Annotated in this window: 18 protein-coding genes and 2 pseudogenes; 7 read left to right on the top strand and 13 right to left on the bottom strand. The window is 69.9% G+C overall.

All coding sequences use genetic code 11. The annotated features are described in order from the left end of the window. Positions 1 to 49: 49 nt before the first annotated feature. The 6 genes and pseudogenes from BLQ61_RS04840 to hsdR all read right to left on the bottom strand — a co-directional run bounded on the left by BLQ61_RS04840 (position 50) and on the right by hsdR (position 7,222). Positions 50 to 475 (bottom strand): hypothetical protein, encoded by a 426-nt coding sequence (locus BLQ61_RS04840; protein ID WP_139182713.1) that lies wholly within the window; start codon positions 473 to 475, stop codon positions 50 to 52. Beyond that, positions 463 to 1,044, bottom strand: a complete 582-nt coding sequence (locus BLQ61_RS04835; protein WP_091567227.1) for a type II toxin-antitoxin system MqsA family antitoxin — start codon at positions 1,042 to 1,044, stop codon at positions 463 to 465. Before BLQ61_RS04835 ends, BLQ61_RS04840 begins: the two co-directional genes overlap by 13 nt. A 12-nt stretch (positions 1,045 to 1,056) precedes the next feature. Beyond that, on the bottom strand, positions 1,057 to 1,470 hold the full coding sequence (locus BLQ61_RS04830) for a hypothetical protein (RefSeq protein ID WP_139182712.1): 414 nt from the start codon (positions 1,468 to 1,470) through the stop codon (positions 1,057 to 1,059). Positions 1,471 to 1,496: 26 nt separating this feature from the next. Next, positions 1,497 to 3,215, bottom strand: a complete 1,719-nt coding sequence (locus BLQ61_RS04825) for a restriction endonuclease subunit S (RefSeq protein WP_091567223.1) — start codon at positions 3,213 to 3,215, stop codon at positions 1,497 to 1,499. Between the two features lie 11 nt (positions 3,216 to 3,226). Further along, entirely contained in the window at positions 3,227 to 4,708 is a 1,482-nt protein-coding gene (locus BLQ61_RS04820) for a type I restriction-modification system subunit M (protein ID WP_091567221.1), read from the bottom strand. 64 nt (positions 4,709 to 4,772) lie between these two features. Continuing rightward, positions 4,773 to 7,222: pseudogene (hsdR, locus tag BLQ61_RS04815) on the bottom strand (EcoAI/FtnUII family type I restriction enzme subunit R). Positions 7,223 to 7,508: 286 nt separating this feature from the next. Between hsdR and BLQ61_RS04810 the strand changes: the two are divergent. After that, on the top strand, positions 7,509 to 8,135 hold the full coding sequence (locus BLQ61_RS04810; RefSeq protein ID WP_091567532.1) for a DUF938 domain-containing protein: 627 nt from the start codon (positions 7,509 to 7,511) through the stop codon (positions 8,133 to 8,135). A 74-nt stretch (positions 8,136 to 8,209) separates the two neighbouring features. Here the strand turns inward: BLQ61_RS04810 and BLQ61_RS04805 are convergent, their stop codons facing one another. Further along, positions 8,210 to 8,425, bottom strand: a complete 216-nt coding sequence (locus BLQ61_RS04805) for a hypothetical protein (RefSeq protein WP_091567219.1) — start codon at positions 8,423 to 8,425, stop codon at positions 8,210 to 8,212. A 216-nt stretch (positions 8,426 to 8,641) separates the two neighbouring features. On the opposite strand from BLQ61_RS04805, the gene BLQ61_RS04800 reads away from it, so the two are divergent. The 3 genes from BLQ61_RS04800 to BLQ61_RS04790 all read left to right on the top strand — a co-directional run bounded on the left by BLQ61_RS04800 (position 8,642) and on the right by BLQ61_RS04790 (position 10,732). Then, positions 8,642 to 9,118: a GNAT family N-acetyltransferase gene (locus tag BLQ61_RS04800; protein WP_342672226.1), complete on the top strand. Its 477-nt coding sequence runs from the start codon at positions 8,642 to 8,644 to the stop codon at positions 9,116 to 9,118. Between the two features lie 32 nt (positions 9,119 to 9,150). Then, on the top strand, positions 9,151 to 10,116 hold the full coding sequence (locus tag BLQ61_RS04795) for an NAD(P)/FAD-dependent oxidoreductase (RefSeq protein ID WP_091567215.1): 966 nt from the start codon (positions 9,151 to 9,153) through the stop codon (positions 10,114 to 10,116). Positions 10,117 to 10,201: 85 nt separating this feature from the next. Further along, on the top strand, positions 10,202 to 10,732 hold the full coding sequence (locus BLQ61_RS04790) for a sterol desaturase family protein (protein WP_245703835.1): 531 nt from the start codon (positions 10,202 to 10,204) through the stop codon (positions 10,730 to 10,732). Positions 10,733 to 10,799: 67 nt separating this feature from the next. Here the strand turns inward: BLQ61_RS04790 and BLQ61_RS04785 are convergent, their stop codons facing one another. The 4 genes and pseudogenes from BLQ61_RS04785 to BLQ61_RS17780 all read right to left on the bottom strand — a co-directional run. Beyond that, positions 10,800 to 11,786: a phytoene/squalene synthase family protein gene (locus BLQ61_RS04785; RefSeq protein ID WP_091567213.1), complete on the bottom strand. Its 987-nt coding sequence runs from the start codon at positions 11,784 to 11,786 to the stop codon at positions 10,800 to 10,802. Further along, the gene (locus tag BLQ61_RS04780; protein WP_091567211.1) at positions 11,783 to 13,294 is read right to left on the bottom strand and encodes a phytoene desaturase; all 1,512 of its coding nucleotides are present in this window, start codon (positions 13,292 to 13,294) and stop codon (positions 11,783 to 11,785) included. The genes BLQ61_RS04785 and BLQ61_RS04780 overlap by 4 nt, the downstream gene beginning before the upstream one ends. Further along, positions 13,291 to 14,499 (bottom strand): lycopene beta-cyclase CrtY, encoded by a 1,209-nt coding sequence (crtY, locus tag BLQ61_RS04775; protein ID WP_091567209.1) that lies wholly within the window; start codon positions 14,497 to 14,499, stop codon positions 13,291 to 13,293. Before crtY ends, BLQ61_RS04780 begins: the two co-directional genes overlap by 4 nt. Before the next feature lie 278 nt (positions 14,500 to 14,777). Continuing rightward, positions 14,778 to 15,179, bottom strand: a pseudogene (locus BLQ61_RS17780) (glycosyltransferase); the annotation flags it as partial. A gap of 1,050 nt (positions 15,180 to 16,229) precedes the next feature. On the opposite strand from BLQ61_RS17780, the gene BLQ61_RS04765 reads away from it, so the two are divergent. Next, the gene (locus BLQ61_RS04765; protein WP_175488212.1) at positions 16,230 to 17,837 is read left to right on the top strand and encodes a GGDEF domain-containing protein; all 1,608 of its coding nucleotides are present in this window, start codon (positions 16,230 to 16,232) and stop codon (positions 17,835 to 17,837) included. 72 nt (positions 17,838 to 17,909) lie between these two features. Here the strand turns inward: BLQ61_RS04765 and dprA are convergent, their stop codons facing one another. Together dprA and BLQ61_RS04755 are read right to left on the bottom strand one after the other, a co-directional pair. After that, complete coding sequence (gene dprA / locus BLQ61_RS04760) at positions 17,910 to 19,082, bottom strand: DNA-processing protein DprA (RefSeq protein WP_091567202.1); 1,173 nt, start codon at positions 19,080 to 19,082, stop codon at positions 17,910 to 17,912. Between the two features lie 127 nt (positions 19,083 to 19,209). Continuing rightward, the gene (locus BLQ61_RS04755) at positions 19,210 to 20,409 is read right to left on the bottom strand and encodes a LysM peptidoglycan-binding domain-containing protein (protein ID WP_091567200.1); all 1,200 of its coding nucleotides are present in this window, start codon (positions 20,407 to 20,409) and stop codon (positions 19,210 to 19,212) included. Positions 20,410 to 20,576: 167 nt separating this feature from the next. Between BLQ61_RS04755 and def the strand changes: the two genes are divergently transcribed. Together def and fmt are read left to right on the top strand one after the other, a co-directional pair. Further along, complete coding sequence (def, locus tag BLQ61_RS04750) at positions 20,577 to 21,095, top strand: peptide deformylase (protein ID WP_091567198.1); 519 nt, start codon at positions 20,577 to 20,579, stop codon at positions 21,093 to 21,095. Between the two features lie 17 nt (positions 21,096 to 21,112). Next, positions 21,113 to 22,174, top strand: coding sequence for a methionyl-tRNA formyltransferase (fmt, locus tag BLQ61_RS04745; RefSeq protein WP_091567528.1), 1,062 nt, complete (start codon positions 21,113 to 21,115; stop codon positions 22,172 to 22,174). Positions 22,175 to 22,206 lie beyond the last annotated feature (32 nt).

Here is a 22,206-nt window from a genome sequence, read left to right as displayed (position 1 = left end):
TTCTTTGGCGGATCATGCGCGCGGCAAGCACCGGCGCCCTGCATCAGTGCTAGGGCAAGCCCAGGGGCAATTCGCGCGCGTCCAGCCCCATGGCCTGGAGCTCACGGCGTAGGTGCGTCATGGCCAAAGGGTAAGCCTGTGCGATGAGGGCGTACTGGTAGTCGTGGTCATCCAGCAGCGGCGCAACGGCATCCTCTGTCACGCCTGCCGGGTAATAAAACCGCGCCTCGTACTCACTGCTGTAGCGGGCGACGTCGCTGGCATCGTTGTGGTTGGTGGCCACTGTCTCCAGCTTGATCTTGACGCCCACCATCAGCGGCGCCCCTGCAACCTCGGGAACGGCCAAGCCAAATTCGATCTCTTGCTGAAAATCCAGCCGCATCGCCACGCCAGCGGCTTCGCCCCGGTTGTCGCCCTGGCAGGCGAGCACACGGAAGCTGCGAAGCACCGGGCGATGAACGGTCAACGCGGACATGAAACGGCTCCTTGGTCGAACCTGCGGAACTCCCGGGGGCGGTAGTGCGGGTCAGGCGCGCCGGGATGCACTGGCACCCTCTTGAACGCCACCACGTTTGCAGCAACCTGCATGCTGGAACGCACGCTTGCACGCTGCTGGGTGAACTCGGCCTGCAGGCCCTTTTCTTCCACCAGCGCCCAGAATGCCTCGGCGCTGCGGCGCACCAGGCGCAGCAAGGTGTCCATCGCCTCGGACTGGGCCACATCGTCGTTTTCGTACTTGCTGAACGCCACCGGCCCACCACCAAACAGCTGGGCGGCCTGCGCCTGGGTGAGCCGGTATTGCTTGCGCAGCGCCGCGATCTCATCGCCGGTCAGCAAACCGTCGATCTGCTTGCGGAACGCCATCACGATGCGCTTGTTCAGCTTGGATTCCGCCATGCCCGCGTAGTCCGAGGTGCAGGTGTCGCACTGCTGGTAGTGCATGGGCAGCAGGGCCTTGGCGCCTTTGTATTGCGTTTCCACCGCCCGGGTGAGCGCGGTGACGTGGCCTTCGCCACAAATGGCGCACAGCGCCTTGTTTTCCATGTCGGCTCTCCTTCAAGACAGATGGCACGACACCAGCAACAACAGTTGCCCCGTCTTGCCCACTGCAAACTTCACAAAATATTCAACGCCCATCTCCTTGCTCGCGGTGGCCACCCATTCCACACGGCGCAGCGCATAGGCGTCACAGGCTGCCCAGGCATTGCGTCCATTGGTGCACCACTCGGAGTCACGGTAGTCGGTGGAGCGCAGATGCCCTAAGAGATCGGCCACAGCTTCGAGATCCCCTGCGAACAACTCATACACCGTCTTGTCGCAACGGCTGGTCCAGGTATTCAGGCTTCCAGCCGCTGCAAGCTGCTGAACCCGCGCCAGTGCGTAGAGGGGGCCCTGGGCGATCTTGGTGCGTCCCTGGGCATCCGCTGGAGGATTCAGACTGTACTCTGAGACGACGACCATATTTACCATGGTGGTAATTTTTTAGAGAGAACGGGCTATCGTGCCACGGACGCCACCAGCGCATCTGCCAGGCGAACCTGTACGGACTGGCGTTCGGCCAGACGCTGGCGCAGGTCGGCGCACAGGCGGCGCAGGGCGGTGACGCGGGTGACGATGCGGGATTGTTCGGCAAGGGGAGGGAGGGCGAAAGCCAGCCCCGCCACCTGCTTCGTCGATATGTGTGGCACCCCGTTGCTTCGACCGGGGTCGATAGTGCCCACGAACAAATCCGACTGGAGCCAAAGCTGCAGAAACTCGGGCGATAAACAGGCAGATGCGGTGAGTCGAGCTACCCGCTGGAGCAGTAGGCACGGCAAGTCAGATTCTCGAATGACTGCGTACTTCAGGCCCGTGGAGATAATGGGACGATCTAGCGAAAGAACGATGTTCCCCACGTGTAGAGCGAACTGCTCATAACTCTGCGCGGCAACTGCATCAAGCATGACCGGCGCAGACCAATCAACGTGACCATGACTGATGTTCACGTTGCGCAAAAGCCGAACTCCGGCTGGTTTGAACCACTCGCTCTTAAACGCGTAACCGTTGAGTAGCTCTACAACGTCACCGACGCGCACCCACTCCCACCCCACCGGCAACTCAAACGGCTCTTCCTCGTCGGTGATGGGCGGCAGGGGTTTGTCGCGTTTGATCTGGCCGGTGGCGATGAGGCGGTCTTTTTCGGCGCGGATTTTTTGCAGCAGGGCGCTGGCGGGTTCGTCGGTGGGGTCTTGGGGCACGAGCAGGCCGCGCACGGCCAATTGCAGCAGGGTTTGCTCCAGGGTGTCGATGGCTTCGGGGCGGTCCAGCAGCAGGTCGAAGTGCTGGGCCACGCGCTGCCAGTTGTCAGCCAGCTCCTCGGGCGTGGCGCTGGCGGTGAGCGTGCCCAGCAGGGTGCTGACCAGTTGGGCGTGTTCCGTGGCCTCCAGCTGGCCCTTGGCCTCCAGCGCATCGCACAGGCGCATGAGGGCTTCGACGCGGGTGACGATGCGGGATTGTTCGGAGAGGGGTGGGAGCGGGGCCGGCAAAGCCAGCACCACCTCACGCGATACGTTTTTCATTGAGCTGCTGGTGCCAGACGCATTCGCCGCGTAGTGCTTACGCGAATAGCTTGCGTTGTTCACCATATTGAGAAAGGCACGACTCATCTGGCTGGAAACCGCCAACCGAATGATCTTGTCGCTCAACATGAGCTGAGGCTCCGCCACTCCGACCACCACTGATCGCGCAACGAGTTCAGCAGTGTTCGCCCGAGACAAAAGGAAATCGCCATCCTTGACCTCGCATTCAGGCTTGGGTGCCAGCTCCGAGGGGAGTTCCTTATTGGCTGTCGGGTCAAACCTCCCCCAAGAGACTGCGCTGACCTTCAAAACACCCCAATGGCCGGGGCGACGGGGAGACCCAATACAGGTAGGACTCCAGCCCGCTTCACTGGCGTTAACCACCGCTCCAAGCCGCGCCCACTCCCACCCCTGCGGCAACTCAAACGGCTTCTCCTCCTCCGCTATCTCCGCCAGCGGCTTGTCCCGCTTGATCCTGCCTTCGGCAATCAGCCGATCCTTCTCCGCCCGAATCTTCTGCAGCAGCACACCCGCCGGTTCATCGGCCGGGTCCTGTGGCACCAGCTTGCCTTGCACGGCCAGGGTCAAGATGAGTTCGCGCAGCTTGGCGACGCCACCGGGCGCAGTAGCCAGCACATCCAAATTTGATAGCAGCATGCCCTTGCCCTTCAAGCGCCAGCGGCCGTTTTGGCATTCAAACACTCCGCCAGGATGCCCTTGAGCTCGTCGCGCAGGGCCTGGGCTTCGGCCTGCAGGCGGGCATAGTCGGCCAGCAGCACTTCGGGGTCGTGGCTTTGCTGTTCGCCGACATGCGGATTCTTCTGGTCGAGGTTCCAGTTGGCGGCGCGGATGGCGTCGATGCCGACCTTCCACGCGCGCTCGTTTTCCACTCGGGCGGCGAATCCGTCGGCCTCGTTGCCCCACCAGGCTTTCTCGGCGTCGAACTCGTCGATGCGGATGGGTTTGGTCTTGTTGTAGGTTTTGACGCCCTGGGGGTACGGGTGCTCGTAGTACCAGATGTGCTGGGTCGGCTGGCCCTTGGTGAAGAACAGCAGGTTGGTCTTGATGCCGGTGTAGGGCGCAAACACGCCGTTGGGCAGGCGCACGATGGTGTGCAGGTTGCAGTGCTGCAGCAGCTGCTCCTTGATGCGCGCCTTGACGCCCTCGCCGAACAAGAAGCCATCGGGCAGCACCACGGCAGCGCGGCCGCCGGGCTTGAGCAGGTGCTGGATGAGCACCAGGAACAGGTCGGCGGTTTCCTTGGTGCGCACGTCGGCGGGAAAGCCCTGCTCGATGCCCGGCTCCTCGATGCCGCCAAACGGCGGGTTGGTGAGGATGACGTCCACGCGGTCGGCGTTGGAATAGTCGCGCAGCGGGCGCGCCAGGGTGTTGTCGTGCGCAATCTGGCTGGGCACCTCTATGCCGTGCAGCAGCAGGTTGGTGACGCACAGCATGTGCGGCAGCTGTTTTTTCTCGACGCCGCGGATGCTGTTCTGCAGCACGGCTTCCTGTTCGGCGTTGTGCACCTGTTTGCGCAGGTGCTCGATGGCGCAGACCAGGAAGCCGCCGGTGCCGGTGGCGGGGTCCATGACGCTTTCGCCCAACTGCGGGTTGGTCATGTCCACCATGAACTGGGTGACGGCGCGCGGCGTGTAGAACTCGCCGGCGTTGCCGGCGCTTTGCAGGTCGCGCAGGATTTTCTCGTACAGGTCGTTGAACTGGTGGCGCTCGGCCTGGCGGTTGAAGTCGATGGCGTTGAGCTTGTTGACCACCTGGCGCAGCAGGTGGCCGCTCTTCATGTAGTTGTAGGCGTCTTCGAACACGCTGCGCAGCACGTAGCCGCGCGGGTTGCGCTGCGGGTCGGCGGGCAGGTTCTTGAGCGCGGGGAAGAGCTGCTGGTCCACGAAGTCGAGCAGTGCGTCGCCGGTCATGCCTTCGGCGTCGGCGGCCCAGGCGCGCCAGCGCAGTGCTTCGGGCAGCGGGCTGGCGTAGTGGTCGCGGGTGAGTTCGAGTTCCTCTTCCAGCGCATCGAAGACTTTCAGGAACAGCAGCCAGGTGAGCTGGCCGATGCGCTGGGCGTCGCCATCGACGCCGGAGTCCTGGCGCATGACGTCCTGAATGGATTTGATGACAGGGGTGAGGTTGGACATTTTTTAAGCCAAATCGGGCCTCAGCCCTTATTCCATAAGGGCCTCCAGCTATTGAATTGATAGTTTACGCAGCAGGCGGGGCGTACAGCTCGCGGGCCAGGGCCTGCAGCGCGCCCCGGTATTGCGGGCGCCCGCCGAAGCTGCGCACCAGCTCGGCGGGGCTGCCCAGCTGGCTGATCGGCTGCAGGCGCAGCACGTCGTCGCTCTCCAGGGTGGTGATGCCCTGGTCGGCGTATTTGTCGAGCAGGGCGTCGAGCACCTTGCGCGCCACCGGGCCGTACTGGGTGAAGACGTTGCGCTTGCGCACGCGCTGGGCGCGCTCGCGGCGGGTCAGCGCCGGCTGGTCGTAGGCGACGTGCAGCAGCAGGTCGAACGGGTCCAGCTCCTTGCCGACCTCGGCGGCCAGGGCGTCCAGCAGCACGCCCTGGCCCTCCAGCTCGTGCAGCAAGGCGGCCTTGCGGTCAGCCTGCTGCTAGGTCTGCAGGAACTGGTCGAGCGAATCGTATTGTTTGCGCAGGTTGATGCGGGTGTAGTCGCGCAGGCTCTCGGTGACGAGCTTGCCTTCGGCGTTCAGGTATTGCACGCGCTCGCGCGCCACGCCAACCGCAACCCCATCCACGGTGTATTTGCGCGGCGCCTCGTCATCGGCCGGCAGCAGGCCCACGGTGGCCGCCGGGTCGTCGGGCCAGCCGCTGGCGGGCGGGCTGGCGCCGGGCAGCTCGGCCGGTGGGGGCGGCGCCAGCGGCTGGTCAGGGCGGGGCTCATGCACCTGCACCGGCTCGCCGTCGAATTGTGGGTCGGCAAACAGTTCGGTGGCGCGCTTGAAGTCCAGGATGGTGAACCAGCGCTTGCCCAGGTCTTCGCGCAGCCGGGTGCCGCGGCCGATGATCTGCTTGAACAGCGTCATGGACTTAATGGTCTGGTCCAGCACGATGAGTTTGCAGGTCTGCGCGTCCACGCCGGTGCTCATGAGCTTGGAGGTGACGGCGATGACCGGGTAGGTTTTCTCCGGGTCGATGAAGTTGTCCAGTTCGCGCTTGCCCTCGGCGTTGTCGCCGGTGATCTGCACCACGTATTTGGGCTGGGCCGCGCACAGGTCGGCATTGGCGTTGGACAGCGCCTGGCGCATGCGGGCGGCGTGCTCGATGTCCTCGCAGAAGACGATGGTCTTGGCGTAGCGGTCGGTGGCCTTGAGGTATTCGGTGATCTTGCCGGCGACCACGGCGTCGCGCTGCTCCATGACCAGCTTGCGGTTCATGTCGGCGCCGGTGTAGATGCGGTCCTCGATCAGGTGGCCGAACTTGTCGCGCATGCCCTCGTGCGGGCGCCAGCCGAAGGTGTCGCGGTCCAGGTCCACGCGCACCACCTTGTAGGGCGCCAGGTAACCGTCCTCGATGCCCTGCTTGAGGCTGTAGGTGTAGAGCGGCACACCGAAGTAGTCGCTGTTGGAGACTGCTTCAGTCTCCTTGGGCGTGGCCGTCAGGCCGATCTGCGTGGCGCTGGCAAAGTAGGTCAGGATGTCGCGCCAGGCCGAGTCCTCGGCGGCGCTGTCCCGGTGGCATTCGTCGACGACGATGAGGTCGAAGAAGTCGGGGCTGAATTGTTTGTAGATGTCGCGCTCTTCCTCGGTGCCGGTGACGGCCTGGTAGAGCGACAGGTAGATCTCGTAGCTCTTGTCCACCTGCTTGGTGGTCTTGTGCACGGCAGGGCCACGTCCTCGACCGCCGGTTGGCCCTGGGCACCGACGCGCTCGATCCCCTTGGCATGCGGGCTGAGCTTGGCCATGGCGCCCTTGAACGGACGAAAGTCGTTGACCATGGTCTGGTCGATGAGGATGTTGCGGTCGGCCAGGAACAGGATGCGCTTCCTGGCGCCGCTCTTCCACAGCCGCCAGATGATCTGGAACGCGGTGTAGGTCTTGCCCGTGCCGGTGGCCATGACCAGCAGCACGCGCTTTTGGCCTTGGGCGATGGCCTGCACGGTGCGGTTGATGGCGTTGAGCTGGTAGTAACGCGGTGTCTTGCTGGGCGCGTAGTCGCTGGCGGCGATCTGCTGCTCGGGCGCCGTCCAGCCTTTCCAGGCGCAGTAGCGGGCCCACAGCTGCGCGGGCGAGGGCAGCTCGTCGGCACTGAGCGTGCGCTCCAGCACGCCATCGGCCAGCGTGGCATCGCGGAAGACGAAGCCTGCGCCATTGCTGGAAAAGCAAAACGGCACGTCCAGCAGTTCGGCATAGCGCAGCGCCTGCGGCATTCCGGCGCCCGGGGCATGGCCGGCATCCTTGGCCTCCAGCACGGCCAGGGGCAGGTTGGGCTTGTGCAGCAGCACATAGTCGGCACGCAGGATGGTGGCCCTGTCGCGCTGTGCCTGCTGGCCACGCACCACCATGCGGCCGGGGCGCAGCGTGTATTCGCGCAGGATGTGCTGCTGCACGCTCCAGCCGGCGCGCTGCAGCGCGGGCGTGATGAAGCGGTCGCAGATGTCGGTTTCGCTGAGCTGGCGGATACCGGCGGCCATCGCGCCCCTCCCTGGTGTTGTGTTTTGGGAAAACCCACGCAGCGGCAACGCCTGGTACTGCGGTGCGGATTTGCATGTCTTGTATTGGAAGGTGAAGCATAAACTTGGCCGCCTGCGGTCTCGTACCTGCCGTGTTCCGCGCTTACCTCCTCCTGGCTTGGCCATCACCTTCACCATGATGGCTACCGCTTGGCTGGCGTATCAGGAGGTCACGCACAGATGGGTCTGCCGCGCAGCGCGCCACCCGCCGAACCAAGGCTGGTTCGAAGCCAACAACCGTTGCCCCATGCCCGCCATTCAGCCACCCGACCTGCCCTTCTCCCAAGCCTGCGAAAACAACCAGGCGCCCATCCTTTCCGTCCTCGCGCAGGCATTCGCAGACCGCCGCCGGGTGCTGGAAATCGGCTCCGGCACGGGCCAGCACGGGGTGTACTTCGCGCGGCGCCTGCCGCACCTCATGTGGCAGACCAGCGACCTGGCCGAGCACCACGCAGGCATCCGCGCCTGGCAGGCCCACCGCCCGGCGCCCAACCTGCTGCCACCCGTGCTGCTGGACCTGCGCGCCAGTGACTGGCCGCAGGGTGCGTTCGATGCGGTGTTCACCAGCAACACCGCGCACATCGTGGCGTGGCCGCTGGTGCAGCGTTTGTTTGCTCTGGTGGGAGGGCATTTGCCCGAGGGCGGGGTGCTGGCGATGTACGGCCCCTTCAACTACGGCGGCGCGTTCACCAGCGACAGCAACCGCGCCTTCGATGCCTGGCTGCGTTCGCGTGATCCCGAGAGTGGCCTGCGCGATGCCGAAGACGTCGTGGCCCTGGCCTCGCAACACGGCCTGCGCCTGGAGGACGACCACGCCATGCCCGCCAACAACCGCCTGCTTGTCTTTCGCCGCAACGTGCCTGGGTGCCCGTAGGCTGGCGCTGGTCCTGCGCAGCCTGTCAGGACACTGTCCACCGGCCGGCCCAGGCCCGGTGGCCGAAAGGCCGGTCAAGCGGCCCCGTCGCCCGCCTCGAAGGTCGGCGGCCGCAGCAGGTCCTTGTCGATCCCCATGACAGCGCTGGCGCGCTCCAGCGCCTGCCACAGCAGCGGGGGCATGTTCAGGATGTCTTCGGGCGAATCGGCGTGGGCGATCCAGGCGCTGATCTGGTGGTGCTGGTCGGAGGTCAGCAAGGCCAGGTGCAGCATCTCGTCGATGGTTTTCATGAGAGGGTATTGGGTAGTTCTTGGCGCGCGTGGCGCGGCGATGGCGGCGCGGCGGCGCATGCCGCCATTGGGCCAGAGGTGGGCAACTGTGGAAGATGGGTGCAGCGATGGGCTTGCAACTTTCATGGCATGGGTTGCTTGCCGCACCGAACGGTCGCACGTGCGGTAAGAAGCCGCTGAGTTCCGGGGAAAGCCGCGCCACGGTTCGACTTTCCCATGTGGTTTCGTTCACGCGCAACACCACGGCGGTTTCAGTGGTTCAGCGTGATGACCCGGCACTGCTCTCTGGGCCTGGAAACTGATCGGGCCGGTTTCCAGCGGATTGCGCTGTCATCCCACACGGCCAGCGTAGAACACTCGCATAGTCTCGCCTGCCCTGACCCGACCTCTCCACGGACCGCCATGCGCCACTACACCGTATCCGACCACCCACAGCAGGGGCGTTTCGAAGCCCGCAGCGACGACGGCGTGCTCGCCGGGTTTGCCGACTACCGGTGCACGGGCGGCACCCTCACGCTGCCGCATACGGTGGTTCAGCCCGCATTCGAGGGGCGCGGCGTGGGCTCCCAACTGGCGCGCCACGCCTTCGATACGGCCCGGCGCGAAGGCCTGCGGGTCGAGCCGGTGTGCAGTTTCATGGCCCGCTGGGCCGAGCGGCACCCGGAAGTGCAGGACCTGCTGCAGCGCGCCTAGCGCCCTGCAAGCCGTTCGCAGCGGGAACCGCCATGACAACCGACTCTGCCCCCTCCATCCCCAGCGCCGACGGCGCAGAGGCGTCTGCGGCGACAGCGGCGCCTGCCGCCGCCCTGCCCGCCGAAGTCGATGCCATCGTCATCGGCGGCGGCCCGGCCGGGCTGACGGCAGCGCTGTACCTCGCGCGCTTTCGCCGCTCGGTGGTGCTGCTCGACGCGGCGCAGAGCCGGCTGTCCAAGATTCCGCGCACGCACAACTATCCTGGGTTTGCCGAGGGCGTCACCGGCACCAGTCTGCTGGCGATGCTGCGCGAGCAGACGCTGCGCTACCCCGTGCATAGCGTCACGGCCCAGGTGCGCACGGTGCAGCGGCACGGAAGCGGCTTCGAGGTCGGCTGGGCCGATGGGTCGGTGCGTGCGCGCCAGGTGCTGCTGGCCACCGGCGTGACCGACATCCCGCCGGCGATGCCGTACGTGCTCGAGGCGCTGCGCGCCGGCGTGCTGCGCTACTGCCCGGTGTGCGACGGCTACGAGGTGATCGACCAGGCCGTGGGCGTCATTGCCGACGGCGAGGCCGGCGTGGGCGAGGCGCTGTATCTGCGGCACTTCACGCCGCACGTTACGCTGTTCATGGAGCAAGGCGCCGCCGCGCTGGATGCCGCCGCGCGCCGCCGGCTGACGGAAGCCGGCATCGCCTGCGCCGACGAGCCGATCGACGGCATCCGTCACTGGGAGGACCGCATCACGGTGCGCCATGGCGCGCGCGAGACGGTGTGCGATTCGCTCTACTGCGCGCTCGGGCTGGACATCCATACCGCGCTGGCGCAGCAGTTGGGCGCGCAGGTCGACGACGATGGGTACCTGGTGATCGACCGCCACCATGCCACCACCGTGCCCGGCCTGTGGGCGGCCGGCGACGTGTCGCAGGGTCTGAACCAGATCACCGTGGCGATGGCCGGCGGCGCGATGGCCGCATCGGCGATGCACCGGCAGCTCTGACCGCGCCTTGGGGGCAGCGCCTCTGGCGAGCGAGGGCGTTGCGGCCGCAGCGTACGATGGCGCCTGGCTCTTTCCTGCCCTGCCCGTGTTCCTCACCAACACCCTCATCGTCCTCGCCACCGTCGCCGGCATGGAGGCCTTCGCGTGGCTGGCGCACAAGTACGTCATGCACGGCTGGGGCTGGGGCTGGCATGCGTCGCACCATGCGCCGCGCAGCGGCTGGTTCGAGGCCAACGACCTGTACGCCCTCGTGTTCGCCGCGCTGGCCATCGTGCTGATCGCGCTGGGCACCTCGGGGCGCTGGCCGCTGCAGTGGATCGGCGCCGGCATGACGCTGTACGGCGCGCTGTACTTCGTCGCGCACGACGGGCTGGTGCACCAGCGCTGGCCGTGGCGCTGGGTGCCGCGCAGCGGCTACTTGAAGCGCCTGTACCAGGCGCACCGGCTGCACCACGCGGTGCACGGGCGCGAGGGCTGCGTGTCGTTCGGCTTTCTGTGGGCACCCTCGCCCACCCGGCTGCGCGCGCAACTGCAGGCGGCGCAGGCGCAGCGCCGGGCGCAGCCGCGGCAGGCCCCACCCCAGCGGCCGCCGCAGGCCGACACGCGCGGCCGTTGACGCCGGCACCGCCGGCGTGCAGCCCGCCGGCGCGTCGGCAGATGCCACCTGTCCGTGAGCCGATGGATCAGCCGGCGCAAGGCCGCGCCGGCGCCTGCCACGACGACAGCGGCGCGCTCACCGGCGGTAGCCAGGTGCGCGACAGCAGCGCCAGCGCGCCGCCACGGGCGATGAAGCGCAGCTTGTCCGCGCGCGAGGTGGCCACGCGCGTGTCCCACGCCGCCGGCCCCAGGGCCTGCACGCGCCGGCCGATCTCGCGGTACACGCCACGCGCGGTGGCGATCGACCAGGCCGAGCGCAGCGGCAGCGCGCCGATGCCGGCCAGCGACGAGCGGTAGTACGGCTCGGCCAGCGCCACCAAGCGCGCGGCCACGCCGGCCAGCGCCGCGCGGTGGCGTGGCAGCAGCAGCGCCTGCGGGTCGTCCACCGGCAGCCCGGCCTCGCGCAGCCACTGCGCGGGCAGATAGACGCGGCCGGCGCGCGCGTCGTCGGCCACGTCGCGCGCGATGTTGGTGAGCTGAAAGGCCACCCCCAGGTCGCAGGCCCGGTCCAGCACCTCGGGCGGTACGCGGGCGCCCTCCTTCGTGCCCATGACCAGCGCCATCATCACGCCCACCACGCCGGCCACGCGCCAGGCGTAGTGCAGCGTGTCCTCGATGCGCTCGTAGCGCGTGGCCGGGTCCACGTCCATGGCAAAGCCGGCCAGGTGCTCTTCCAGCAGCTGCAGCGGGATGCCGTGCGCGCGCACGGCCTGCTGCAGGCCGGCGAACGCCGGGTGCGCCACGGGCTCGCCCGCGCAGGCGCGGCGCGTCAGGTCGCGCAGCGCGGCGATGCGCGCCAGGCCCGCCTGCAGGTCGTCCTTGTCCACCCCCTGCTGCCGCCCGCCATGGCCCAGTTGCTGGCCGTCGATCACGTCGTCGCAGTGCCGGCACCAGGCGTACAGCCGCACGGTGCCGGCGCGCGCGGCAGGCTCCAGCAGGCGCGCGGCGGCAGCAAAGCTCTGCGAGCCCTGGCGGATGGCCTCGGTGGCGTGGTGCTGGATGGCGTCGGTCATGCGGGCGCGCCTTCCACATCTTCGAGCATCAGCCGCGCCGTGGCCTTGGCCGAGCCGACCACGCCCGGCACGCCGGCGCCCGGGTGCGTGCCCGCGCCGGCAAAATACAGGTTGCCAATGGCGCGGTCACGGTTGTGCGTGCGGAACCACGCGCTTTGCGTCAGCAGCGGCTCCAGCGAGAACGCCGAGCCCAGGTGCGCGCCCAGCTCGTCGCGGAAATCCTCGGGCGTGAAGATGCGGCAGGTGACCAGGTCGGCGCGCAGGTTCGGGATGTAGCGCGCCTCCAGGTACTGCAGGATGCGGTCGCGAAAGCGCGGGCCTTCCACCGCCCAGTCGATCGGCGCCTGGCCCAGGTGCGGCACCGGCGCCAGCACGTAGTGGCTGGAGCAGCCGGGCGGCGCCATCGACGGGTCGGTGGCGCAGGGCGCGTGCAGGTAGAGCGAAAAGTCGTCGGGCAGCGCGTTGCCATGGAAGATGTCCCGGATCAGCTCGCGGTAGCGCGGCCCGAAGCACACCGTGTGGTGGCGCAACTGCGGCTGCGGGCACTTCAAGCCGAAGTGCACCACGAACAGCGACATGGAAAAGCGCCGGCGCTTGAGCTGCACCGCCGCCTGCCGCCCGCGCGGCGCGTGGCCCAGCAGGCGCTCGTAGGTGTGCACCACGTCGGCGTTGGACGCCACTTGGGTTGCCGCGATGCGCTCGCCGCTTTGCAGCACCACGCCAGTGGCGCGCTGGCCCTCGACCTCGATGCGCGCCACGGGGGCGTTCAGGCGCAGCGTGCCACCTAAGTCCTGGAACAGCCGCACCATGCCCTGCACCAGCGCGCCCGTGCCGCCGCGCGGGAACCACACGCCCCACTCGCGCTCCAGCGCGTGGATCAGCGCGTAGATGGACGAGGTGGCGAACGGGTTGCCGCCCACCAGCAGCGAGTGAAAGGAAAACACCTGGCGCAGGTGCTCGTCCTGGATGAACTGCGCTACCGTGCCGTACACGCTGCGCCAGGCCTGCAGGCGCGCCAGCTGCGGCGCCACCTGCACCATGCTGCGGAAGGTGAGAAACGGCACGGTGCCCAGTTTCAGATACCCCTCGTCGAACACCGCGCGCGAGTACGCCAGGAAGCGCTGGTAGCCCGCCACGTCGGCCGGGCAGCGCGCGGCGATCTGCGCGTCCAGCGCCGCCTGGTCGTTGGCGTAGTCGAAGTGGCTGCCGTCCTCCCAGCACAGGCGATAGAACGGCGCCACCGGCAGCAGTTCCACATAGTCCGCCAGCCGCCGGCCCGACAGGGCGAAGAGTTCTTCCAGCGCCGACGGGTCGGTGATGACGGTGGGGCCGGCGTCGAAGGTGAAGCCTTCGTCGTGGTACACGTAGGCGCGCCCGCCGGGCTTGTCGCGCGCTTCGAGCAGCGTGGTGGCGATGCCGGCGGACTGCAGCCGGATGGCCAGCGCCAGCCCGCCAAAGCCGGCGCCGATGACCACGGCACGCCGGGCGTGGGGGGGAAGGGTCGTCATGCCGGGTGTCTCCGTGGGGTGGCCGGGGCGCCACGCAGTCCGGTGGCGCTGGCGGCGCGCGCGGCGGCCAGCAGCGGCACGGGCGGGCGGCCGCTGACCAGGCGCAGCCGGTCGGCCCAGGTCAGGCGCGCGGCATAGAAGCGCTCGATCAGCGGCGCCGGCAGGCCATAAAAGCGCTGCATCACGCGCCAGCGCTCGGTGGGCTCGGCCGCCAGGAACAGCATGCGGTTCAGCATCCGGAAAAAGCCGCGATCGTCCCACGCGGCCAGCGCGTGCGCGCGCACTGCCGCGCGCACCTGCGCGTGAGACCAGTCCTGCAGCGTGCCGATACGCGCGGCCAGCCGCGCCGCATCGGGCAGCGAGTAGCCGGTGGTGGGGTGGAACAGTCCGGCCGCCAAGCCCACCGGCACTGCGCCGCCCTCCGACTCGGCCCAGAAGTCCTGCGCGTCGCCGGCCAGCACGATGGGCAGCACGCCGCGCTCCTCGCGCAGCACCTCGGCGATGGCCCAGCCCTGCTGCTGCACGTAGGCGCCGATGCGCGCGCGCAGCGCGGCGGCGTCCAGCGCGTCGCCGTCGGCGTAGTAGGTGTCCTCTACCAGCAGCCGGTCGGCGGCCAGCGGCAGCACGTAGACGAAGCGGTAAGCGCCGTGCTGCGCCACGGTGGCGTCCATCAGGACCGGCTCGGCCAGGCCGTGCGGCGCCTGCGTGCGCACCTCCTGGCCGACGAACGATTGAAAGCCCAGCGCCAGGTGCGCGCTGGCGCGCGCGCCGCGCCCGTCCAGCACGCAGCGCGCATGCAGCGTGCGGCCATCCTGCAGCACGACGCGCGTGGCCTCGACCTGCGCGGACGGGGCGCTGCAGTGCAGCCGAGGCCCCAGGCGCTCGCGCAGCACGGCGGCGAAGCGTTCGGACGTCACCGAGGCATAGCCTCCCGCCAGGCGCCGCGTGCGCTGCGGAAAGCGCACGCCATAGCCTGGCCAGCGGTGCGCCACGCAGGGCACCAGCAGTGCGTGGCCGGCGGCGTCCAGGTCGCTGTCGTGGAACGACCAGGTGTGGTTGCCGCCGGGCGCGTCGCCCACCTCCAGCAGCGCGAAGCGTACGTCCGGGCGGTGCGCGGCCAGGTGCAGCGCGATCAGCCCGTTGGCCAGGCCGGCGCCGACCAGCAGCAGGTCCAGCGGCTCAGCAGGGTTGGCAACGGGGTTCATGAGACGGCGCCCGGAGTGGGCGAGGGTGGACCCAGCGATGCCGCTGCGGCACCCGCCGGCGTGTGTGCCTTATCGGCTGGTGCGGATGCAGGCATTGCATGCGTTGTGCGCGCTGGCACGGCGCGCCCTGCCACGTGGCTTTGAGCCAATGCCGCGGCGCACGTTGCCGGCGTTGGCATTGCCGGTACGGTGGCCGCGCATTTGGCGGCAAAGCCCGCGCCAAGCAGCTCCTCGATCAGATCCGCCGCGCGCTCGGCGCCGCCAGCGGCGCGCACCTGCGGAGCCAGCGCCCGCGCCGCGGTGCGGAACGACGGCTCGGCCAGCAGCCGCGCCAGCGCGCGGCGCAGTGCGCCGGTGGTCGCCAGCGCCGGCAACACGCGCAGCCCGGCGCCGCTGCGCAGCACGCGCGCCGCGCAGCCGGGCTGGTCGAAGGCGATGGGCAGCACCAGCATCGGCGTGCCGGCGGCCAGCGCGTCCATCACCGTGTTCAACCCGCCGTGCGTCACCACCACGTCGGCACGCGCTACCGCCGCCGCCTGCGGCGCGAAACCCGTCACCCAGGTGGCGCCGGCGCGGCGCAGCGCTTCGGCCTGGTGCGTATTCAGTGCGTCGCAGTGCGCCACCAGCAGCTGCACGTCGAGCGCGCGGCAGGCGCGGGCGATGCGTGTGAACAGCCCCATGCGCCCGCCCTGCAGCGTGCCCAGCGAGGCGAAGACGAACGGCCGCGTGCGCGTCAGTCCCGGCGCATGCGCAGCCAGGGCCGAGTCGTCCTCGGCGGCGTGCGTGGCCTCGGGCGCGCGCAGCGGCCCGACGTGCTGCAGCGCCCCGTCACGGCGCGGGAAGTCGAACCCCGCCACGGTCTGCGACAGCTGCAGCCGGGGCGACAGGCACTGGTCGATGCGCGTGCGCGGCGCCAGGCCCCACGCAGCCGCCCAGTGCGCCACCACGCGGGCGTGCGGCGCCATCAGCCGGTCATAGACCTGCGCGCTGCCTTCGTTCATGCGCAGGCCCATCTCGTGGTCCGCATGGCCCCAGTGCATCACCGGCAGCGGCAGCGCGGGTTCGCGGTTCACGGGCAGCGCGCAGGCCACCGACACCCACGGCAGTCCCAGGTGCTCGGCCACCAGGCCGCCGGCCGCCTCCATCTGGTCGGCCAGCACCGCCTGCACGCCCAGGCGCGACAGCAGCGGCGGCGCCTCGCGGCACAGCATGTCGGTGGCGCCGGCCATGTCCTGGATGACGCGGCGCAGGCCCAGCGGCCCGCCCGGGCGCGCGGCGCGCGCCACCATGCCAGCCAGGCTGCCCGGCGGGTGCGTGGCGGCGCCCAGCGCGTGGAGTTCGATGCCCGGCGTGCGCAGCAGCCCGCCCACATCGGCCGGCGCCAGCCAGCTCACGCGGTGGCCGCGCGCCAGCAGCGCGCCAGCCAGCGCCTCCAGGGCGCGCACGTGGCTGGGAAAGACAGGGGCAATGACGGCGAAATGGGTCATGGTCGCAAGGTCGGTCCAGGCCATTCTGGCCCAAGCCCGTGTCGGGCGTGCGACGGCCCGGACACGGCCGTCCTGGCGCTGGTCGAGTTGCCCCCCATGCGGCGCTGCCTGCGGCGGCCAGGACACGCCGCACTTGGTCTTGCAAGATTGAAGCTTGTTGACTGTTGGAAGACGGTTGTGCGCCGTTTACCGACGATGATGCGTGCTGGACACATCTGCGCCTTTTTCCTGCTTTCCTGTTCCATGACCACCCTCGCCTGCCCGACCTGTGCTGCGCGCCGGAGCATGTGCGCATGGTGGAACCTGTGGACTTGGCTGCTGGCGCTGGCGCTGCTGCCCGCCGGTGCCATGGCGACGGCGGTGCAATGCAACGGCGCCGAACGCATCCGGCTGCTCGAGCCGGTGCCCATCGACCTTGAGGAGCTGGAGGCGCTGCACGCCCTGCCGCCGCTGCGCGTGACGGCGGTGAATGCGCCGCCGCTGGCCAGCTTCGATGCCGGCCAGAACACCTACACCGGCATCGCCGCCGACGTGCTGTGCTTCATCTCCGGCCAGCTCGGCCTGCGCATCGAGTTCGTGCCGGCGCACGAGCTAAGCGTGCCGCAGAAGATCGAGCAGGTGCAGCAGGGCCACATCGATGTCTTCATGCCGCTCAGCCACCTGCCCGAGCGAGAGCAGCTGGGCCTGTTCAGCGCGCCGTTCTACGACAGCCACTACGCGGTCATTGCGCGCAAGGGCCGGCGGTTGGACCTCAAGACCACCGCCGATCTGGCGCGGCTGCGCGTGGGCGTGGTGGAAGGCGTGGCGCTGGTGCCGCTGCTGCGCCAGATCGTTCCCGAGGGGCAGCTGGTGACTTACCGGCAAAGCTTTGCGCGCGGCGGCCTGTTCGATGCACTGCGCGACGGCGCCATCGACGCGGCGGTGTTCAACGGCGACTTCTTCTCCGAGCAGCGCTACCGCCACCGGCTGTTCGACCTGCACGCCGTGCACACGCTGTACGAGCACGCCAATGGCTACCGGTTCTATTTCAGCCCCACGCCGCAGCACCAGCGCGTGGTCGCCGCCTTCGACCGCTACCTGCGTGTCATCGACATCGCGCCCTCGCTGCAGCAGCACCTGGACGGCGAGCGCCAGCTGATCGAGCGCTACGTCAGCCAGCGCAGCCAGCGCACGCTGCTGCAGGCCGCCAGCGCAACCGCGGGACTGCTGGCGCTGGCGGCATTCGCCGCGCTGCGCCACCACCGCCGGCTGCTGCGCCAGCTGGCCGACAGCCATGCCCTGATGGCACAGCAGCAGCAGGCGCTGCAGACGGCGCATGACGAGCTGGCGCAGCAAAGCCGCACCGACGGCCTGACGCGCTTGGCGAACCGGCGCCATTTCGACCACGTCCTGGCGCGCGAGCACGCGCGCGCGCTGCGCAGCGGCGAGGCGCTGTCGCTGCTGTTTGTCGACCTGGACCACTTCAAGCACGTCAACGACCACTACGGCCATGCCACCGGCGACGACTACCTGCGCGCCGTGGCACGGCTGCTGGCGCGCCATGCCGGGCGCAGCACCGACCTGGCGGCGCGCTACGGCGGCGAAGAATTCGTCTGCCTGCTGCCCGGCACCGGCGCAGGCGATGCCCGCGACATGGCCGAGCGCATCCGCGCCGCGGTGCAGGAACTGGCGCTGCCCAACGCCCTGGCGCCCTGGCCGCGGCTGAGCGTCAGCATCGGCGTGGTCACGCTGCAAGGCGGCGAGCACGCCGCGCCCGAGCTGCTGGCCGCAGCCGACGCGCAGCTGTATGCCGCCAAGCACGGCGGCCGCAACCGGTTATGCGCCACGACGCTGGATGTGGATGAAAAATAACTCAAACCCTTGTAGATCAAGGACCTGAAGCTATCAAAACAATAGTTTCAGGCAGGTAACCGCGTGCCGGTCTCATCCCAGGCCGATGCGCTGGAACAGTCCGCCCGGCAGGCGCGCCACCTGCCCGTCCAGCTCCAGCTCCAGCAGCCGCGCCTGCAGGTGCGCGGCGTCCAGGCCGGTGCGCGCCGTCAGCGCGTCCAGGCCGGTGGGGTCATGGCCCAGGGCGTCCAGCACCGGGTCGTCGGCGCCAGAGGCCGCGGCCGCCCCGGCCGGCGGCTGCGGAGCGGGCGCGGCGGGCAGGCGCAGCTCTTCCAGCACGTCCTGCGCCGACTCCACCAGCTTGGCGCCGTCGCGGATCAGCGCATGGCAGCCGCGCGACTGCGGCGCGTGCACCGAGCCGGGGATGGCGAACACCTCGCGCCCCTGCTCGGCCGCCAGGCGCGCGGTGATCAGCGAGCCCGAGGCCAGCGCCGCCTCGACCACCAGCGTGCCCTGCGACAGCCCGGAGATGATGCGGTTGCGCTGCGGAAAGTGCGCCGGCAGCGGCGGCGTGCCCAGCGGGTATTCGCTGACCAGCAGGCCGCGCTGCACGATGCGCCGCGCCAGCGCGTGGTGAGCGCGCGGATAGACCCGGTCCAGCCCGGTGCCGACGACGGCGATGGTGGCCGCGGTGTCTGCGTCGCCCGGGCCGGCAGCGGCGGCCAGCGCGCCCTCGTGCGCCGCCGCGTCCACGCCCAGCGCCAGCCCGGAGACGATGCACAGCCCCTGCGCGCGCAGCGCCTGGGCGAAGCGGCGCGCATGCTCGGCGCCCTGCGCCGTGGGGTTGCGGCTGCCGACGATGGCCAGGCAGCGCGCCGGCGCGAACGGCCGCGCGCCGCCGCCGTGCAGCAGCGCCGCCGGGCCGCGCACATACAGCAGCAGCGGCGGATCGGCGGTGTCCAGCAAGGCCGGCGGATAGGCGGCGTCGCCCAGGGTGACGATGGCGCGCGCATCGTCCTCGGGCGCCGCGCTGCCGCCCGGATGCAGCCAGTCCCAGGTCTGCGCCAGCAGCGCCGGCAGGCCTTCCGGTGGTCGGGCCAGCGCCTGCGCCGGCGCGCCGCCGATGCAGGCGCGCCAGGCGTCTAGGTCCTGCGCGAACACCGCCTGCGGCAGGCCGAAGGCGGCCAGCAGGCGCCGCGCGCTGGTGCGGCCCACGCCGGGCGTGGTCGTCAGGCGCAGCCAGGCGGCGAGTTCGTCGTGCTGCATGGCGTCACGCGCCCGCGGATGGCGCCGCAGACACGCGGCCACCCGGCAGCGCGCGGCGCGCGGGTCCGGCGCACAGCCGGCGGTTGGGCCGGCAGCACCCGGCGCAGCGGGCGGCACGCATGCCGCGTCAGTCCGGGTTGACCAGCCGGTCGCCGATGACCACCGGCTCCTGCGCCTGCAGCACCAGCGCATAGGACACGCGCTCGAAGGTGCGGAACACCATCGCCAGGCCGTTGGCCTCGCTGGGCAGGCGCAACGTGGCGCGGTCCTCGTCGGTCTTGTCGACCACGCGGCGCCCGCGCGTGAGCAGCCGCAGCACATGTCCGGGCTCCATGCCGTCGTCGCTGCCGCGGTTGATGGCGACGACCGAGTTCTGCCCGGCATAGCGCACCGCGGCGCTGCCGTACAGCGAGACCACCGCCGCCTCGACCTCGTCCCGCGGCGCGTGCGGCGCGTAGTTGGTGAAGGTGCGCTCGGGCGCGGGCAGCAGCCGGTCGCCCACGCGCGCCTCTTCCTTGGTGCGCAGCAGTTGCACCGTGGCCGGCACCGGCTCGGGCTGGTCGCCCTGGCGCGCGTTCGGCGGCAGCTCGACGGCCTCGCCGCGCACCAGCGTGGCCTGGCCGACGTACTGCGCCTCCCAGCCCAGCACGGCGCCGGTCACCGGGTCCTTCAGCGCCGTGGCGTTGCGGAAGATGCGCCACTGGCGCGGCGCGCCCGGCTCCAGCGGGCTGCCCTGCGGGCCACGCGCATAGACCCGGTCGCCGCTGGCCATGATGACGCGCTCATCGCGCGCGGCGACGATGCGCGGCGCCTGCGCCAGCGTCAGCTCGTCGACCACCAGCGGCTCGGCCAGGAAGGGCTCGATCAGGTGCGGCTGCAGCGTCGGCACGGCGCTGGCCGACAGGCTTTCACTGCGCGTGCGCGGCGACACGCGCACGGTTTCCAGCGCGCCGGCGCTGCCGGGCGGGGTGGTGCGCAGGCGGGCGCGGCCGTCCAGGCGCTCCAGATAGAGCATCTGGCCGGGGTAGATCAGGTGCGGGTTGACGATGTGCTGCAGGTTCATGCCCCACAGCTCGGGCCAGCGCCAGGGCTGCTGCAGGTACAGCGCCGAGATCGCCCACAGCGTGTCGCCCGGGCGCACCACGTAGGTGTCGGGCGCCGCGGGGCTGAGATCGGCCAGCGGCACGCCCTGCGCGGCCACCTGCTGCGCCGTGGAGCGCTGCTGCGCGGTGACGGGATGGGCCTGGGCCTGCGCACCGGCGGCCGGTGCGGCCAGCAGCGCGGCCAGCGCCAGCGCGGCGCCAAGGTGGTGACGGTGGTGATGCATCGGAAAATTGACCCTCTCGCCCAAGCGTTGCGGCCGCAGCCCGCCGCCACGTGCCAGACGCCGCGGCGATTCTGGTTGCAAGCCCTTGAACCAGCAACGATTATTGCGGCGCCCCGCCGCCGCCCCAGCTGGAAGTGGCGAAAATGTCGCAATACCCGTCTGTTGTCATGGCCCTTCTTCCCATCCTCTGCTTTCCCGATCCGCGCCTGCACCAGGTCGCCCAGCCCGTTGCTGCCGTCGATGACCGCGTGCGCGCCATCGTCGCCGACATGTTCGAGACCATGTACGACGCCAAGGGCATCGGCCTGGCCGCCACGCAGGTGGACGTGCACGAGCGCATCGTGGTCATCGACGTGTCCGAGGAGCGCGACGAGCCTCTGGTGCTGGTCAACCCCGAGATCACCTGGTCCAGCCCCGAGACGCGCGTGGGCGAGGAAGGCTGCCTGTCCGTGCCCGGCATCTACGATGGCGTCGAACGCTCGCTGGCGGTGCGCGTGCGCGCCCAGGACGCCGACGGGGTCGAGCGCACCATCGAGGCCGAGGGCCTGCTAGCGGTGTGCATCCAGCACGAGCTGGACCACCTGCAGGGCAAGGTGTTCGTGGAATACCTCTCACCCCTGAAGCGCGGGCGCATCAAGACCAAGCTGCTGAAGCAGCACAAGGCCCAGCAGGCAGAGCGCGCATGAGCGGCGCTGCTGCCGCGCTGCGCGTCGGCTTCGCCGGCACCCCCGAGTTCGCGCGCGTGGCGCTGGCCGCGCTGCTGGACGCCGGTTTCCCGGTGCCGCTGGTGCTGACCCAGCCCGACCGCCCGGCCGGGCGCGGCATGAAGCTGCAGGCCTCGCCGGTCAAGCAGCTGGCACTGGAGCGCAGCATCGCCGTGGCCCAGCCGCGCAGCCTGCGCCTGGACGGCAAGTACCCCGATGACGCTGCCGCCGCCCGGCAGGCCCTGGCCGACGCGCGCCTGGACGTGCTGGTGGTCGCCGCCTACGGCCTGATCCTGCCGCAGTGGGTGCTGGACGACCTGAGCGCCGCACGGCCGCCCGAAGGCGCGAGCGCCCCCCGCGGGGGCAGCAAACCACGCGCAGCGGGGAGCGTGGAGGCCTGGCAAGGGCTGGGGTGCCTGAACATCCACGCCAGCCTGCTGCCGCGCTGGCGCGGCGCGGCGCCCATCCACCGCGCCATCGAGGCCGGCGATGCCGAGACCGGCGTGACCATCATGCAGATGGACGCGGGCCTGGACACCGGCGACATGCTGCTGGAGGCGCGCCTGCCGATCGGCGCGCAGGACACCACCGCCGCGCTGCACGACCGGCTGGCCGCCCTGGGCGGACGGCTGATCGTGCAGGCGCTGCAGGACGCGCGCCAGGGCCGGCTGCGGCCCGTGCCGCAGCCCGCCGAGGGCATCACCTACGCGCACAAGATCGACAAGGCCGAGGCCGCCATCGACTGGCGCGAACCGGCCGCGGTGATCGCCCGGCGGGTGCGCGCCTTCGACCCGTTTCCCGGCGCCAGCACCACCCTGGATGGCGAGGCGCTGAAGCTTTGGCGCTGCGAAATCGATAGCTGTACGCCGTTGAAGGACAAGGGACCGGGCCATATTTTGTTGGCAAGCGATGCAGGCGTGACCGTGGCCTGCGGCGACGGCACGGCGCTGCGCCTGACCGAGCTGCAGCGCGCCGGCGGCCGGCGCCTGGCGGCGCGTGACTTCCTGCGCGGCTTCGCGCTGGCGCCGGGCCAGGTGCTGGGCAGCGGCGGCGGCGCGTGACGACCGGAGCCGGCCCGAAGGGCGGTGTCCGT

Origin of the sequence: Oryzisolibacter propanilivorax, from assembly GCF_900103645.1 — a bacterium.
Lineage (GTDB): Bacteria > Pseudomonadota > Gammaproteobacteria > Burkholderiales > Burkholderiaceae_C > Melaminivora > Melaminivora propanilivorax.
Note: the sequence above shows the minus strand (reverse complement) of the source record. Positions and strands in the feature narration are given on the sequence as shown.